Below are 16,240 nucleotides of genomic sequence, written 5' to 3' on the forward strand. Positions count from 1 at the left end.
CACACCACCACAGACACCAACCGACCCAACCCCCTCGTAGCAGCCACCCTCACCCACAAACAACCCGACATCCACGCCCTCGGCCACACCCTCGCCCAACTCCATACATCGGCCACCGACGTGGACTGGGCGAGCTGGTTCCCGGCCGACCCCGCGCCGCGCACGGTGGAGCTGCCGACGTACGCCTTCCAGCGCGAGCGGTACTGGCTGTCCGCGGCCGGTGGAATCGGTGATGTCGCTGCCGCCGGGTTGCAGCGCGTGGAGCACGCGTTGCTGCCCGCGGCGGTGGGGCTGGCCGACGGCGCGGTGGTACTCACCGGCCGCATCTCGGCCGTCGGCGGCAGGAACTGGCTGGCCGAACACGTGATGGCCGGTGCGGTGCTGGTGCCCGGTGCGGCGCTGGTGGAGTGGGCGCTGCGGGCGGCCGACGAGGCGGGGTGCGGCGGGGTGGAGGAGCTGGCGCTCCAGGTCCCGCTGGTGCTGCCCCCGTCCGGCGGGCGGCGCGTACAGGTGGTGGCGGGCCCGGCCCCCGAGGACCGGCGGCGCGACGTACGGATCTACTCCCGCCCCGACCGCGATGCCGAACCGGGCACCGACCCCGGGTGGGTGTGCCACGCGGAAGGTGTGCTGAGCCCGCCCTCCGCCGATGGCGGGACGGAGGAGCGGTCAGCGGCGTGGCCTCCCGCGGAGGCGGAGCCGGTGGATGTGACCGGATTCTACGAGCGCGCGGCGGCGGCCGGATACGCGTACGGCCCGTCCTTCCAGGGCGTACGCGCCGTGTGGCGGGACGGTACGGACGTTCTCGCCGAGGTGGCGCTGCCCGAAGCCGCCGGTGACCGCGATGGCTTCGGCATCCACCCCGCACTGCTGGACGCCGCCCTGCACCCGGCGCTGCTGCTCGACCCGTCCGAGGCGGAACGGGACGGCGCCAGGGTGTGGCTGCCGTTCACCTGGAGGGGCGTGTCGTTGTGGGCGGGCGGCGCGACGACGGTCCGGGTCCGGCTCTCGCCCCGACCGTTGCAGGCGGACGGCGCGGAGGGGGAGCGGGGCCTGCGGGTGGTCGTGGCCGATGCGGTGGGCGCTCCGGTGCTGACGGTCGATGCGCTGGTGATGCGGTCGGCCGACCCGGAGCAGCTGCGGGCCGCCGCGGAGCCCGATGTGGACGGGCTGTTCACCCTGGACTGGACCCCGCTGCCGACGCCACCGGAAGGACACGGCGCCGACGTGTCGGATGCCGCCGACTGGATGGTGCTGGGCCAGGTAGGGGCGGTGGCCCCGATCGGCGAGGGTGCGGGCTGCCATCCACACCTGGAGTCGCTGGTCGCCGCGCTCGATGGTGGTGCGCCCCTTCCCTCGGTGGGCATCGCCTTCCTGTCCGCGCCCACCGAGGACCGCGACGCGGCGGATGCCGAACTAGCCCTGACACAAGAGGCGTTGGCGCTATTGCGGGGCTGGCTGGCCGAGCCGCGGCTGTCCGATGCCCGGTTGGTGGTCGTCACCCGGGGCGCGGTCGCGGTCGGGGTGTCCGAGGACGAAGGGCATGGCGACGGTGGCGTGAACGCGGCCGGTGCCGCGGTGTGCGGGCTGGTGCGCAGCGCGCAGGCGGAGAACCCGGGCCGTTTCCTTCTGCTCGACCTCGGCCCCGCCGGTGAACCGGCCGACGCGGCCCCCGGCGACAGCGTGGTGGACGGTGTGCTGCGGGCCGTGGCGATGGACGAGCCGCAGGTGGCGCTGCGCGCCGGGCGGACCCTGGTACCCCGGCTGATGCGCGCCGGTGGGGCGAGCAGCGGGGGAGTGGTGGCCCCGGCCGGGCAGCCCGCGTGGCGGCTCGAACTGACGGGCGCGGCGACGCTGGACAATGTGAAACCGGTGCCCTGCCCCGAGGTGCTGGAGCCGCTGGGCGCGGGCCAGGTGCGGGTCGCGGTGCACGCGGCGGGCGTCAACTTCCGTGATGCCCTGATCAGTTTAAGCATGGTCCCGGGACAGACCGGGCTGGGCGGCGAGGGCGCTGGTGTGGTGGTCGCGGTCGGCCCGGGTGTAACCCAGGTGGCGGTGGGCGACCCGGTCATGGGCGTCTTCGACCGCGCGTTCGGCCCGCTGGCGGTGACGGACGCACGTATGGTGGCGCCGATTCCCACCGGGTGGAGCTTCCGGCAGGCGGCCGCGGTGCCGGTGGTGTTCCTCACCGCGTGGTACGGGCTGGTGGAGCTGGGTGGCCTCCGGGCGGGCGAGTCGGTGCTGATCCACGCGGCCGCCGGTGGTGTGGGCATGGCGGCGGTGCAGATCGCCCGTCACCTGGGCGCCGAGGTGTACGCCACGGCGAGCCCCGCCAAGCACGCGGTGCTGGAGGCGATGGGCATCGACGCCGCACACCGGGCCTCCTCGCGCGACCTGGACTTCGAGCACGTCGTACGGGACGCCACCGGCGGCCGTGGCGTGGACGTGGTGCTGAACAGCCTCGCCGGACCCTTCGTCGACGCCTCGCTGCGGCTGCTGCACGAGGGCGGCCGACTCCTGGAGATGGGCAAGACCGATATCCGCGATCCGGAGCGGATCGCGGCCGACCACCCGGGTGTGCGCTATCAGGTCTACGACCTGATCGGGGACGCCGGACCCGACCGTATCGGTCGGATGCTGGCCGAACTGGGCGCGCTCTTCACCACCGGCGTCCTGGAACCGCCGCCGTTGCGGGCCTGGCCGTTGGACCGGGCACGGGAGGCGCTGCGCCACCTTAGCCAGGCCAAGCACACCGGCAAGCTCGTGCTGGACGTCCCGGCCCCGGTCGACTGGGACGGCACCGTACTGATCACCGGCGGTACCGGCACCCTGGGCGCCCTGGTCGCCGAGCATCTGGTGCGCACGTGGCAGATCAGGAACCTGTTGCTGGTCAGCCGCAGCGGCCTCGACGCGCACGGCGCGAAGGAGCTGACGGCCCGGCTGGGCGAACTGGGCGCGCGGGTACGGATCGAGGCGGCGGATGTCACCGATGCCGCCACGGTGGCCGCCCTGGTGGCGGGAGTCGACCCGGAACACCCACTGACCGGGGTGATCCACGCGGCCGGTGTGCTGGACGACGCGGTGCTCACCTCGCAGACCCCGGAGCGGGTGGCGCGGGTGTGGGAGGCGAAGGCCACGGCGGCGGCTCATCTGCACGCGGCGACGGCGCATGTGCGGCTGGGCTTGTTCGTGATGTTCTCCTCGGCTGCCGGGGTGCTGGGCAGTCCCGGGCAGGCCAACTACGCCGCTGCCAACGCCTTTTGTGATGCGCTGGCCGCCCGCCGCCGGGCCGAAGGGCTGCCAGGTGTGTCCGTGGCGTGGGGGCTGTGGGCCGCGTCCAGTGGGATGACGGGAAACCTCACCGAAGCGGATCACGCACGCATGGCCCGCTCCGGTATCGCCGCGATGACCGGCGACCACGCCCTGGCACTGCTCGACGCCGCAGTCCAGCACGGCGGCCACCAACTGGTCGCGGCCGATGTGAACACGCGCGTCCTCGCCGCCCAGCCCCCGGACACCCTGCCCGCCGCGCTGCGCGCCCTGGTCGCGGCGAGTGCCCTTGCCGGGAGTGCGACGGAAGGGCGTATGGCAGCACGGCGCACGGCGGCCGCCGCCGGTGCGCAGCCGGTCGACTGGACCGGCCGACTGGCGGGAATGTCCGCCGATGAGCGGCGTCGGGCGCTGCTCGACCTGGTCCGCGGCCACGCGACCACCGTGCTGGGCCACGCGGATGCGGAAGCCGTCCAGGCGGACACCAGCTTCAAGGATCTGGGCTTCGATTCGCTGACCGCGGTGGAACTGCGCAACCGGCTCGCCGCCGCCACCGGTCTGCGGCTGCCGGCCGCCCTCGTCTTCGACTACCCCGAGGCTGCCATCCTGGCCGACTATCTGCTGGAGCGCCTCGCCCCCGAGGAAGACGGCCCACGGGCCCGGTCCGGTGCCGACCCGGCCCTCAGCGAACTGGCCAAGCTGGAAGCCACGTTGGCCGGACTCGATGTGGCGGACGGCGAATCCGGGGCGATCACGGCCCGGCTGGAGAGTCTGCTGGCCACGTGGAAGGCGGCGCGGAACCTGGCGGGGCGCGACTCGACCGCCGCGGAGCGCCTGGAGTCCGCGTCCGCGGCCCAGGTCCTCGACTTCATCGACAACGAACTGGGTGTGTCCTGAATGCGCCGGGCGCGACGACCGCTTAAGGCCGGGTGAAACCTCATGGTGAATGTGAACGTGAACGAAGAGAAGCTGGTCGAGTACCTGAAGCGCGTGTCCGCGGATCTGCACGAGACGCGGCTGCGCTTACGCGAGGTGGAAGAGCGGTCCCAGGAACCGGTGGCCGTGGTGAGCGTCGCCTGCCGCTTCCCGGGCGGAGTGGACACGCCCGAGGCACTGTGGCGGCTGGTGTCCGAAGGAGTCGACGCCATCGGCGACTTCCCCACCGACCGTGGCTGGGACCTGGAGGGCCTCTATCACCCGGACCCGGATCACCCCGGCACCACCTACGTCCGCCGGGGCGGATTCCTTGACGACGCCGACCAATTCGACCCCCAGTTCTTCGGCATCAGCCCGCGCGAGGCACTCGCCACCAGCCCGCAGCAGCGGCTGCTGCTCGAAACCGCCTGGGAAGCATTCGAGCGGGCCGGTATCGACCCCCTGTCGCTGAAGGGCTCGCCCACGGGGGTCTACGCCGGTACGGCCACCACCGGCGGTGCCGCTTCCGGCGACCTCCCGGAGCAGGCATCCGAGGGCTACGCGGGCAACGCCCCGAGCCTGCTGTCGGGACGCGTGTCCTACACGTTCGGTCTGGAAGGCCCGGCCGTCACGGTGGAGACGGCATGCTCGTCGTCGCTGGTGGCCATCCACCTGGCGAGTCAGGCACTGCGGCAGGGCGAATGCACGCTCGCCCTGGCCGGTGGGGTCACGGTGATGGCCACCCCCGAGGTGTTCACCGGATTCTCCCGGCAACGTGGCCTGTCCCCGGACGGCCGTTGCAAGGCGTTCGCCGCCACCGCAGACGGTACGGGGTGGGGTGAAGGCGTCGGCCTGGTGCTGCTGGAACGCCTGTCGGACGCACGGCGCAACGGTCACCAGGTGATGGCCGTGATCCGTGGATCGGCCATCAACCAGGACGGCGCCAGCAACGGGTTCACCGCGCCGAACGGTCCGTCGCAGCAGCGCGTCATCCGCCAGGCGCTGACCGGCGCCCGGCTGGCCCCCTCCGAGGTGGACGCCGTCGAGGCCCATGGCACCGGCACCACACTGGGCGACCCCATCGAGGCGGACGCGCTCATCGCCACCTACGGGCAGGACCGGCCGGAGGGCCGCCCTTTGTGGCTGGGGTCCTTGAAGTCCAACATCGGCCATACGCAGGGCGCGGCGGGCGTGGCCGGTGTGATCAAGATGGTGATGGCGCTACGGCACGAGATGCTGCCCGCGACCCTGCACGCCGACGAGCCGACCCCGCACGTGGAGTGGGACGGAGGCGGCGTACGGCTGCTGACCGGGCCCGTCGTGTGGCCGCGCGGCGACCGGCCACGGCGGGCAGGGGTGTCCTCTTTCGGGATCAGCGGCACCAATGCGCATGTGATCGTGGAGCAGGCCCCGGACGCGCGGCCCGCGGCGGAGCCGGTGCCCGAACAGGGTGGTGTGGTGCCGTGGGTGGTTTCGGGGCGGAGCGTGGAGGCCGTGCGAGGCCAGGCGGGCGTGTTGGCGGCGCGTCTGGCTGAGGCTCCGGGGCTGATGCCGGTGGATGTGGGTTGGTCGTTGGTGACGGCGCGGTCGGTGTTTGAGCATCGTGCGGTGGTGGTGGGTGCGGGCCGTGCGGAGTTGGTGGCGGCGCTGGAGGCACTGGCGGCAGGGGAGTCCCACCCGGGTGTGGTGCATGCGGGTGTCCCGGCACCGGTGAGCGATGTGGGTCCGGTGTTGGTGTTTCCGGGGCAGGGTTCGCAGTGGGTGGGGATGGGTGCGGCACTGCTCGATGAGTCGCCGGTGTTCGCGGCGCGGGTGGCGGAGTGTGAGCGGGCGTTGTCGCCGTATGTGGATTGGTCGCTCACCGATGTCTTGCGCGGTGTCGGGGGTGATCTGGGTCGGGTGGATGTGGTGCAGCCGGTGTTGTGGGCGGTGATGGTGTCTTTGGCGGCGGTGTGGGCGGGTCATGGGGTGCGGCCTGCGGCGGTGGTCGGCCACAGTCAGGGTGAGATTGCGGCGGCGGTCGTGGCGGGGGCGTTGTCGTTGGAGGACGGTGCGAAGGTGGTGGCGCTGCGCAGTCGGGCGTTGCGTCGGTTGGCCGGTGGTGGGGCGATGGCGTCGCTCGGCGTGGGCCAGGAAGAGGCCGGACAGCTGCTGGCCCGCCTCGGCGATCGGGCAGTGGCAGTAGGTGTGGCGGCGGTCAATGGGCCGTCTTCTACGGTGGTTTCGGGGCCGCCGGAGCAGGTGGCCGTGGTGGTGGCCGCGTGCCAGGAGAACGGCGACCGGGCGCGGCTGATCGATGTGGATTACGCCTCGCATGGTCCCCAGATCGATGAGATCCGCGACGAGCTGTTCCGCGAACTGGACGGCATCCGCACGAACGACACCTCCGGAAGCAGCATCACGTTCTACTCCACGGTGACCGGCGGCCGGATCTCCACCAGCGGTTTGGACACCGCGTACTGGGTGACGAACCTTCGGGAGCAGGTGCGCTTCGCGGAGGCGGTCGAGGCGCTGTTGACCGCTGGGCATCGGGTGTTCATCGAGGCCAGCACCCACCCCGTGCTCACCGTCGGCATGCAGGAGACCTTCGAGCGGGCAGGCGTCGACGCGACGGCCGTGCCGACGCTGCGCCGCGACCATGGCGGCCAGGACCAGTTGGTGCGCTCCCTCGCCCAGGCGTTCAACGCGGGTGTCCCCGTGGACTGGACGACCCTGTTCCCGGCCGAGTCGAAGCCGCGCACGGTGGATCTGCCGACGTACGCGTTTCAGCGTCGGCGGTTCTGGGCGACTGCCACGAGTGGTCGGGTGGGCGATGTGGCCGCAGCGGGGTTGCAGCGTGTGGAGCATGCCTTGCTGCCCGCTGCGGTCGGGCTGCCCGACGGCGGATTGCTGCTGACCGGCCGGGTCTCGGCCGGAAGTGGCGGATGGCAGGCCGAACATGCCGTCGCGGGCGCGGTGTTGATGCCCGGTGCGGCGCTGGTGGAGTGGGCGCTGCGGGCGGCCGACGAAGCCGGGTGCGGCGGCGTCGAGGAGCTGGCGCTGCAGGTGCCCTTGGTGCTGCCGGAGTCGGGCGGCTTGCGCGTACAGGTCGTGGTGGACGAGGCGGCCGAGGACGGAAGGCGCGACGTACGGGTCTACTCCCGCCCCGCCCGCACCGCCGAACCGGGCGGCGACCAGGGGTGGGTGTGCCACGCGGAAGGTGTGCTGAGCCCACCGTCCCCGGGCGGCCCGGCGGACGAACTGTGCGGCGCGTGGCCCCCCGCGCACGCGAAACCGCTGGACGCGTCGGGGTTCTACGAGCGGGCGGCGGCGATGGGGTACGCGTACGGCCCGTCGTTCCACGGGCTTCGGGCAGTGTGGCGTGATGGCCGGGATCTGCTGGCCGAGGTGGCGCTGCCCGAGGATGCCGGAGACCATGACGGCTTCGGTATTCACCCGGCGCTCCTCGACGCCGCCCTGCATCCTCTCCTGGCCGACCGGTTCGCCGCCGACTCCGAGGCGGCGGAGGTGGCCGAGCAGCTGTGGTTGCCGTTCGTCTGGAACGGCGTATCCCTGTGGGCCACGGACGCGACCACGGTCCGCGTGCGGCTCACGCCACATCAGGGGAGCACAGAGGGCGAGCGCGGGCTCCGGCTGGTCGTGGCGGATGCCGGGGGCGCTCCCGTCCTCACGGTCGACTCCCTCACGATGCGCCCGGCCGACGCCGAGCAGCTGCGGTCCATGGGCGGGCGCGATGTCGGCGGGCGCGGTGCCGGTGGGCTGTTCACGCTCGACTGGACGCCCTTGCCTGCCGCGCCGGTCACGGTGGAAGCCGACGACTGGGTGGTCCTGGGCCGGGACGACAACGGCTCCGACGGCGCGGTGTGCCACCCGGATCTGACGGCGTTGACCGCCGCGATGGACGGCGGTACGCCTCCTCCGGCCATGGCCTTGGCGTATCTCCCCGCCGCCTGTGAGCCCGCCGACGATGACCTCGTGGCGGATGCGACCGACAGTCTGACCGCTGTCGGACACGCGCTGGAACTGGTGCAGGGCTGGCTGGCCGAGCCTCGGCTGACCGAGGCCCGGTTGGTGGTGGTGACGCGGGGCGCGGTCGCGTACGTAGAGGAAGACGCCTCGGACCTGGCCGGTGCCGCCGTATGGGGCCTGCTGCGGAGTGCACTGGCGGAGAATCCGGATCGGTTCGTCCTCCTCGATACCGACCCGGACCTCCACGCCGAGGTGCCTCATCGTGGTGTGGTCGATGCCGTGGCCCGGGCTGTATCGGCTGATGAGCCGCAGGTGGTCATGCGGGCCGGGCAGTTGCTGGTGCCCCGGCTGGCCGCTGCCCGCGCAGGCCGTGACGAGTCCACGAGCGAGCGGCCGGAGCTGCCGCCCGGTGTCCTCGACCCGGACGGGACAGTGCTGATCGTCGGTGGCACAGGCATGCTGGGCGGCTTGGTCGCCGAGCACCTCGTACGCACCTGGCAGGTCAAGCACCTGGTGCTGGCGAGCCGCCGTGGCCCCGAGGCCCCGGGTGCGCACGAGCTGGCCGATCGACTGCTCGAAATGGGTGCACGGGTACGCGTCGTCCCGGTGGATGTCACGGACGCGGGCGCGGTGGCCGAGCTGGTGACGGGGATCGATGTGGAACATCCGCTGACCGGGGTCATCCATGCTGCGGGTGTTCTGGACGACGCGGTGATCACCTCGCTGACTCCACGACAAGTGGCGCGGGTGTGGGCGGCCAAGGCCACGGTGGCGGCTCATCTCCATGCCGCGACGGCGGATCTGCCGCTGGGCTTGTTCGTGGTGTTCTCCTCGGCCGCCGGGGTGGTGGGCAACGCGGGGCAGGCCGGATACGCGGCCGCGAACGCCTACGTCGATGCGCTGGTCGCGCGCCGCCGTGGTTTCGGGCTGCCCGGGGTCTCGGTGGCATGGGGACTGTGGGAGCAGGCCAGCGCCATGACCGGGCACATGGGCCAGATGGATCTGACCCGGCTGCGTGGAATGAGGCCGTTGTCCTCCGAGCGTGGACTCGCCCTGCTGGATGCCGCGTGCCGGGTCGGGTGTGCGCTGGTGGTTGCTGTGGATCTTGATGTGGTGGGTGTGGTGGGTGGTGGTGTGCCTGCGGTGTTGCGTGGGTTGGTGGTGGGTCGGGTTCGTCGTCGGGTGGCTGACGGCAGTGGGCAGGCTGGTGGGTTGGCTGGGCGGTTGGTGGGGCTGGATGAGGGGGCTCGGTTGGATGTGGTGGGGGAGGTGGTGCGGGGTTGTGTGGCGGTGGTGTTGGGGTTTGGTTCGTCTGGTGAGGTGCGGTCGGGGGTTTCGTTCAAGGAGCTGGGTTTTGACTCGTTGACGGCGGTGGAGTTGCGTAATCGTCTGTCGGCGGTGACGGGGTTGCGGTTGCCCGCCACGATGGTGTTCGACTATCCGACACCACACGTCCTGGCCACCTACCTGAGCACTCGATTGGTGGGCGAGTCCACGGTGGCGCGGGGCCCGGCGGTGACGGTGGCCGACCCTGGTGAGCCCATCGCGATCGTGGGGATGACCTGCCGGTTCCCCGGTGGCGCGACGTCTCCCGAGAAGTTGTGGGAGCTGGTCGCCTCGGGAAGGGACGTCATCGGGGCGTTTCCGACCGGCCGGGGCTGGGACCTGGACGGCCTCTTCCACCCGGACCCCGACCACCCCGGGACCAGCTACGCGAACGAGGGCGGCTTCCTCCATGACGCCGACGCGTTCGACGCGGGGTTCTTCGGCATCAACCCACGGGAGGCACTGGCGACCGATCCGCAGCAGCGTCTGTTGTTGGAGGCGGCGTGGGAGGTGGTGGAGCGGGCGGGTATCGACCCCGTGTCGCTGAAGGGCAGTCCGACCGGTGTCTACGCCGGGGTGATGTACCACGACTACGCGGCCGGGCTGAGCAGCGGCGCCGATGCCAAGCTCGAAGGCTATGCGATGCTCGCGGGGTCGGGCAGCGTGGTCTCAGGCCGGGTGGCGTACACGCTCGGGTTGGAAGGTCCGGCGGTGACGGTGGATACGGCGTGTTCGTCGTCGTTGGTGGCGATGCATTTGGCGGCGCAGGCTCTGCGGCAGGGTGAGTGCACGCTCGCTCTGGCCGGTGGTGTGACGGTGATGGCCACGCCGGATGTGTTCACCGGCTTTTCGCGTCAGCGCGGCCTGGCCCCCGACGGTCGGTGCAAGCCGTTCGCCGCGTCTGCGGATGGTACGGGCTGGGGCGAGGGTGTAGGCCTGCTGCTGTTGGAGCGGTTGTCGGATGCGCGGCGTCATGGGCGGACGGTGCTGGGGGTGATCCGGGGTTCGGCGGTGAATCAGGATGGTGCGTCGAATGGTTTGACGGCGCCGAATGGGCCGTCGCAGCAGCGGGTGATCCGGCAGGCGCTGGCGGGTGCCGGGTTGTCGGCGTCCGAGGTGGACGCGGTCGAGGCCCATGGCACGGGCACCACTCTGGGCGATCCGATCGAGGCGCAGGCGCTGCTGGCCACCTACGGCCAGGAGCGCACCGCCGACCAGCCGCTGTGGCTGGGCTCGGTCAAGTCGAACATCGGGCATACGCAGGCGGCCGCAGGCGTAGCGGGTGTCATCAAGATGGTGCAGGCCATGCGGCACGGCGTACTTCCCGCCTCGTTGCATATCGATGAGCCGACACCTCATGTCGACTGGGCCAGCGGTGCGGTACGGCTGCTGACCGATTCCGTGGAGTGGCCGCCTGGCGAGCGCCCTCGTCGCGCCGCAGTGTCCTCCTTCGGCGCCTCCGGTACGAACGCCCACGTGATCCTGGAGCAGGCCCCGGACGCGCCGCCCGAGGTGGAGCCGGTGCCCGAGCACGGTGGCGTCGTGCCCTGGGTGCTGTCCGCGCGCAGCGCGGAGGCGCTGCGCGGGCAGGGCGCGGGGCTGGTGGCGCGTCTGGCCGAGGACCCTGGGCTGACGCCGACGAATGTGGGCTGGTCGTTGGTGAGGACGCGGTCGGTGTTTGAGCATCGTGCGGTGGTGGTGGGTGAGGACCGTGCGGAGTTGGTGGCGGCCGCCGAGGCACTGGCGGCAGGGGAGTCCCACCCGGGTGTGGTGCATGCGGGTGTCCCGGCACCAGTAAGCGATGCGGGCCCGGTGCTGGTGTTCCCGGGCCAGGGTTCGCAGTGGGTAGGGATGGGAGCCGCTCTACTCGACGCCTCGCCGGTGTTCGCGGCCCGGGTGGCGGAGTGCGAGCGGGCGCTGTCGCCGTATGTCGACTGGTCGCTCACCGATGTGCTCCGCGGTGACGGGAGCGATCTGGACCGGGTCGATGTGGTGCAGCCGGTGTTGTGGGCGGTGATGGTGTCGCTGGCGGCGGTGTGGGCGGGACACGGTGTGAAGCCTGCGGCGGTAGTGGGACATAGCCAGGGCGAGATCGCGGCCGCGGTCGTCGCCGGGGCGTTGTCGTTGGAGGACGGTGCGAAGGTGGTGGCGCTGCGCAGCCGGGCGTTGCGTCGGTTGGCCGGTGGTGGGGCAATGGCGTCGCTCGGCGTGGGCCTGGAGCAGGCCGAACAGCTACTGGCCCGGCTCGGAGACCAGGCCGCTGAGGTGGGTGTGGCTGCGGTTAACGGCCCGTCGTCCACGGTCATTTCAGGCCCGCCTCAGCAGGTGGCCACCGCAGTGGCCGCATGCCAGGAGAACGGCGACCGGGCACGGCTGATCGACGTGGACTACGCCTCGCACGGCCCCCAGATCGACGAGATCCGCGACGAGCTGTTCCGGGAACTGGAGGGCATCCACCCGAACGACACCTCCGGAACAGGCATCACCTTCTACTCCACGGTGACCGGCGGCCAGGCCGATACGGCACAACTGGACACCGCGTACTGGGTGACGAATCTGCGGGAGCGCGTACGGTTTTCCGACGCGCTCGGGGCGGCGCTGGCCGACGGGCGTCGGGTGTTCATCGAGACCAGCACCCACCCCGTGTTGACCATCGGCATGCAGGAGACCTTCGAGAGCACGGGCGTGGAGGCCGTCACGGTGCCCACGCTGCGCCGCGACCACGGAGACCGGGCCCAGCTGGTCCGGGCGCTCGCCCAGGCGTTCATCGCCGGAGTCGACGTCGACTGGACGACCCTGTACCCGGCCTCGCCCACGCCCCGGGTCGTGGAGCTGCCCACGTACGCCTTCCAGCGGGAGCGGTATTGGCTCGACGGCCACAGTGGCCGCGGAGGCGACCCCGCCGATCTCGGTCTGGTGTCCGCCCGGCATCCCGTGTTGGCCGCCGCAATGGACCTTGCCGATGGCAATGGCCGGGTGCTGACAGGCCGTCTTTCGGCGCGTAGGCAGTCGTGGCTCGGTGAGCATGTGGTGGCGGGCGCGGTGCTGGTGCCGGGCGCGGCCCTGACGGAGTGGGCGCTGCGGGCCGCCGACGAGGTCGGCGCCGGTGGTGTGGAGGAGCTGGCGCTCCAGGTCCCGCTGGTGCTGCCCTCGTCCGGCGGGGTGCGGCTTCAGGTGGTCGTCGGAGCGTCCGGAGACGACGGACGCCGGGACGTTCGGGTGTACTCGCGCCCCGACGGCGATACAGACCCCGGCGCCACGTGGATGTGCCACGCGGAGGGCGTACTGAGCGCGCCCGCCGACCGCACCGACGACGTGCCCGGTCTGGGTGGGGCATGGCCCCCGCCGGGCGCGGAGCCACTGGAGACCGAGGGATTCTACGAACGCGTCGCGGCGGCGGGGTATGCGTATGGGCCCGCCTTCCAGGGCCTGCGGGCGGTATGGCAGGACGGCGCGGACGTCCTGGCCGAGGTCGTGCTGCCGGACGCTGCGGGCGAACACGGTGGCTTCGGCCTCCACCCGGCGCTGCTCGACGCCGCCCTGCACCCGGCCCTGCTGATCGACCAGCTCGCCACCGGCACGGACACCGAAACCGCCCCTGGCCAGGTGTGGCTGCCGTTCGCGTGGAACGGCGTGAGGCTGTGGGCGGCCGAGGCGACCACGGTCCGGGTCCGGCTCTCGCCCCACGAGCAGAGCGCGGACGGCGAACGAGCCCTGCGCCTGACCGTGGCGGATGCGGTCGGTGCGCCGGTGCTGACTGTGGATTCGGTGGCGATGCGCCCGGCGATTGCGGACCAGCTGCGGTCGGTGGACCCCCGTCGCACGGACAGCCTGTTCAGCCTCGACTGGACCTTGCTGCCCCTTCCCGTGGGCACCACGGAACCGGCGGGCGGCGACGGCCGCTGGGCGGTGCTGGGCACCGAATCCCCGCACCTTGCCGGGCCGGATGTGAACCACCTCGCGGATCTCACGGCATTGATCGAGGCGCTCGATCGCGGGGAGCAGGCCCCGCCGGTGGTCTTCGCCGACGTACCGTCCACGGGCGTCGGCGACGAGATGGCGACCGAGGGCCTGGCCATGACGGAACGGACACTGACCCTGCTCCAGGGCTGGCTGGCCGAACCACGGCTGTCCGAGGCTCGGTTGGCGGTGGTGACGCACAGCGCGGTCGCCGCTGAGGGCTTTGCCATGGACGGTGTGGAGGTGGCGGCCGCCGCCGTCCGGGGCCTGGTACGCAGCGCCCAGTCGGAGAACCCCGGCCGGTTCCTGCTCCTCGACCTCGACGCCGGGGCCGGGGCCGGGGCTGAGGCCGACACCGTACGGGCCGCGGTCACGCACGCCGTGGAGAGTGACGAACCACAGCTCGCCATCCGCGCGGGGCGGGTCCTCGTACCCCGCCTCGTCCGGGCCGGTGCGGGTGGCGCGGGGCTCGTGGGCCCGGTGGAGCAACCGGCCGCATGGCGATTGGACACCGTCGGCACGGCGACCCTGGACAACGTGGCGCCGGTGCCCTGCCCAGAGGTGCTGGAGCCGCTCGGAGCGGGCCAGGTACGCATCGCCGTCCGCGCGGCCGGTATCAACTTCCGTGACGTCGTGGTGAGCCTGGGCATGGTCCCGGGACAGACCGGGCTGGGTGGCGAAGGTGCCGGTGTGGTGGTGGACATCGGCCCCGAAGTCACCGAAGTGGCGGTGGGAGACCGGGTCATGGGCGTCTTCGACCAGTCCTTCGGCCCTCTGACGGTCACGGACGCCCGGCTGGTTGCTCCCATCCCCACCGGCTGGAACTTCCAGCAGGCCGCCGCCGTACCGGTGGCGTTCCTCACCGCCTGGTACGGGCTCACGGACCTCGCCGGACTCCGGCCGGGCCAGTCAGTGCTGATCCATGCGGCGACGGGTGGTGTGGGGATGGCGGCGGTGCAGATCGCCCGCCATGTGCGTGCGGAGATTTACGCCACGGCGAGTCCCGGCAAGCACACCGTGCTGGAGGGCATGGGCATCGACCAGGGACACCGGGCTTCGTCACGTGATCTGGACTTCGAGTTCGCAGTACGGGAGGCCACCGGTGGCCGTGGCGTGGATGTCGTACTGAACAGCCTGGCCGGGCCCTTTGTGGACGCTTCCCTGCGGTTGCTGGCCGATGGTGGCCGGTTGCTGGAGATGGGGAAGACCGATGTCCGTGATCCGGAGCAGGTCGCGGCGGAGTTTCCCGGGGTGCGGTACGAGGCGTACGACCTGATCACGGGTGCCGGGCCGGACCGTATCGGTCGGATGCTGGGCGAACTGGGGGAGCTGTTCGCGTCCGGTGCTCTGGTGCCGCCTCCGGTGCGGGCGTGGCCGCTGAGTCGGGCGCGGGAGGCGTTGCGGTATCTGAGTCAGGCCAGGCACACCGGCAAGCTGGTGCTCGACGTCCCGGCCCCGGTGAATCCGGACGGAACGGTACTGATCACGGGCGGTACCGGCACCTTGGGCGGTCAGGTGGCAGAACACCTCGTCCGTGTCTGGGGTGTCCGGCATCTCCTGTTGGTCAGCCGCAGCGGTCCCGACGCCCTCGCAGCCAAGGAACTAGCGGTCCAGCTAGGTGAGTTGGGCGCAGAGGTGCGGATCGTCGCAGCCGATGTGGCCGACCCCGCCACCGTCGTCGATCTCATCGAGGGCATCGACCCGGCGCATCCGCTGACCGGTGTCATCCATGCCGCGGGCGTGCTGGACGACGCCGTCGTCACCTCGCAATCGCCCGAGCGGCTGGCCCGGACCTGGGCGGCCAAGGCCACCGCCGCGGCCAACCTGCACACCGCCACCGCACACCTTCCTCTGGCCATGTTCGTAATGTTCTCCTCCGCCGCCGGAGTCATGGGCAGCCCCGGGCAGGCCAACTACGCGGCGGCCAACGCCTTCTGTGACGCCCTCGCATCCCACCGCCAGGCCGCCGGACTCCCCGGCGTATCGGTGGCGTGGGGACTGTGGGCCGAGGCCAGCGGGATGACCGGCCATCTGGCCGAGGCGGACCTGGCCCGGATGTCCCGGTCCGGAATCGCCGCTATGTCCAGCGACCAAGCGCTGCACCTGCTGGACGCCGCCTGCTGGCACGGCGATCCGCAGCCTGCGGCCGTCGACCTGGACGTCCGCGCCCTGTCCGCACAGCCCGCCGACGCGCTCCCGGCCCTGCTGCGCGCTCTCACCAGCGACGCCCGCGGCGCCGCCGCACGGCGAACCGCCGCAACCGGCGCACCCGCCGCGGGGCTGGTCAGCCGACTCGTGGCACTTTCGCCGGACGAACAACACCGCGAACTGCTCCACCTGGTACGCACCCAGGCGGCCGCGGTGCTGGGGCACAGCGATACCGGGGCGGTGGCCGGTGACACCCCGTTCAAGGATCTCGGCTTCGATTCGCTGACCGCCGTCGAGCTGCGCAACCGGCTCGCCGCGACCACCGGGCTGCGGCTGCCCGCCACGTTCATCTTCCGGCATCCGACGCCCTCGGCCATCGCGGACGACCTCCGCGTACAGCTGTGCCCCGCGGTCGCGGACACGTCCGCCCCCGTCTTCGGCGAGCTGGAGAAGCTGGAGGGGGCGATGGCGCGGTTCGTCCCCGACGACGAGGTCCGCGGCAGGCTGGCGAAGCGCCTGGAGGCCCTGCTGTGGCGGCTCGGCGACACCACGCCCGAGGCCGCCGATGGTCGGACCGTGGACGACGGGGCCGTGGAAGCCGCGTCGGACGACGAACTGTTCGCGTTCATCGACCGGGAACTGCCGTCTTGATCAC

2 protein-coding genes are annotated in these 16,240 nt (G+C 71.9%); both read left to right on the forward strand.

All coding sequences use genetic code 11. The annotated features are described in order from the left end of the window. Nucleotides 1-4,164, forward strand: a 4,164-nt coding sequence (locus tag ABZ370_RS43140; protein WP_358633792.1) for an SDR family NAD(P)-dependent oxidoreductase, incomplete at its 5' end; no start/stop codon positions are given. Between the two features lie 42 nt (nt 4,165-4,206). Then, the gene (locus ABZ370_RS43145) at nt 4,207-16,236 is read left to right on the forward strand and encodes an SDR family NAD(P)-dependent oxidoreductase (protein WP_358633794.1); all 12,030 of its coding nucleotides are present in this window, start codon (nt 4,207-4,209) and stop codon (nt 16,234-16,236) included. The last annotated feature ends 4 nt before the right edge of the window (nt 16,237-16,240 follow it).

The sequence above is a fragment of the Streptomyces sp. NPDC005962 genome (assembly GCF_040629205.1).
Taxonomy (GTDB): domain Bacteria; phylum Actinomycetota; class Actinomycetes; order Streptomycetales; family Streptomycetaceae; genus Streptomyces.

Bases quoted from the DNA above. Each gene is read 5' to 3' on its own strand.
- ABZ370_RS43145 (WP_358633794.1), top strand. From the start codon at position 4,207: ATGGTGAATGTGAACGTGAACGAAGAGAAGCTGGTCGAGTACCTGAAG.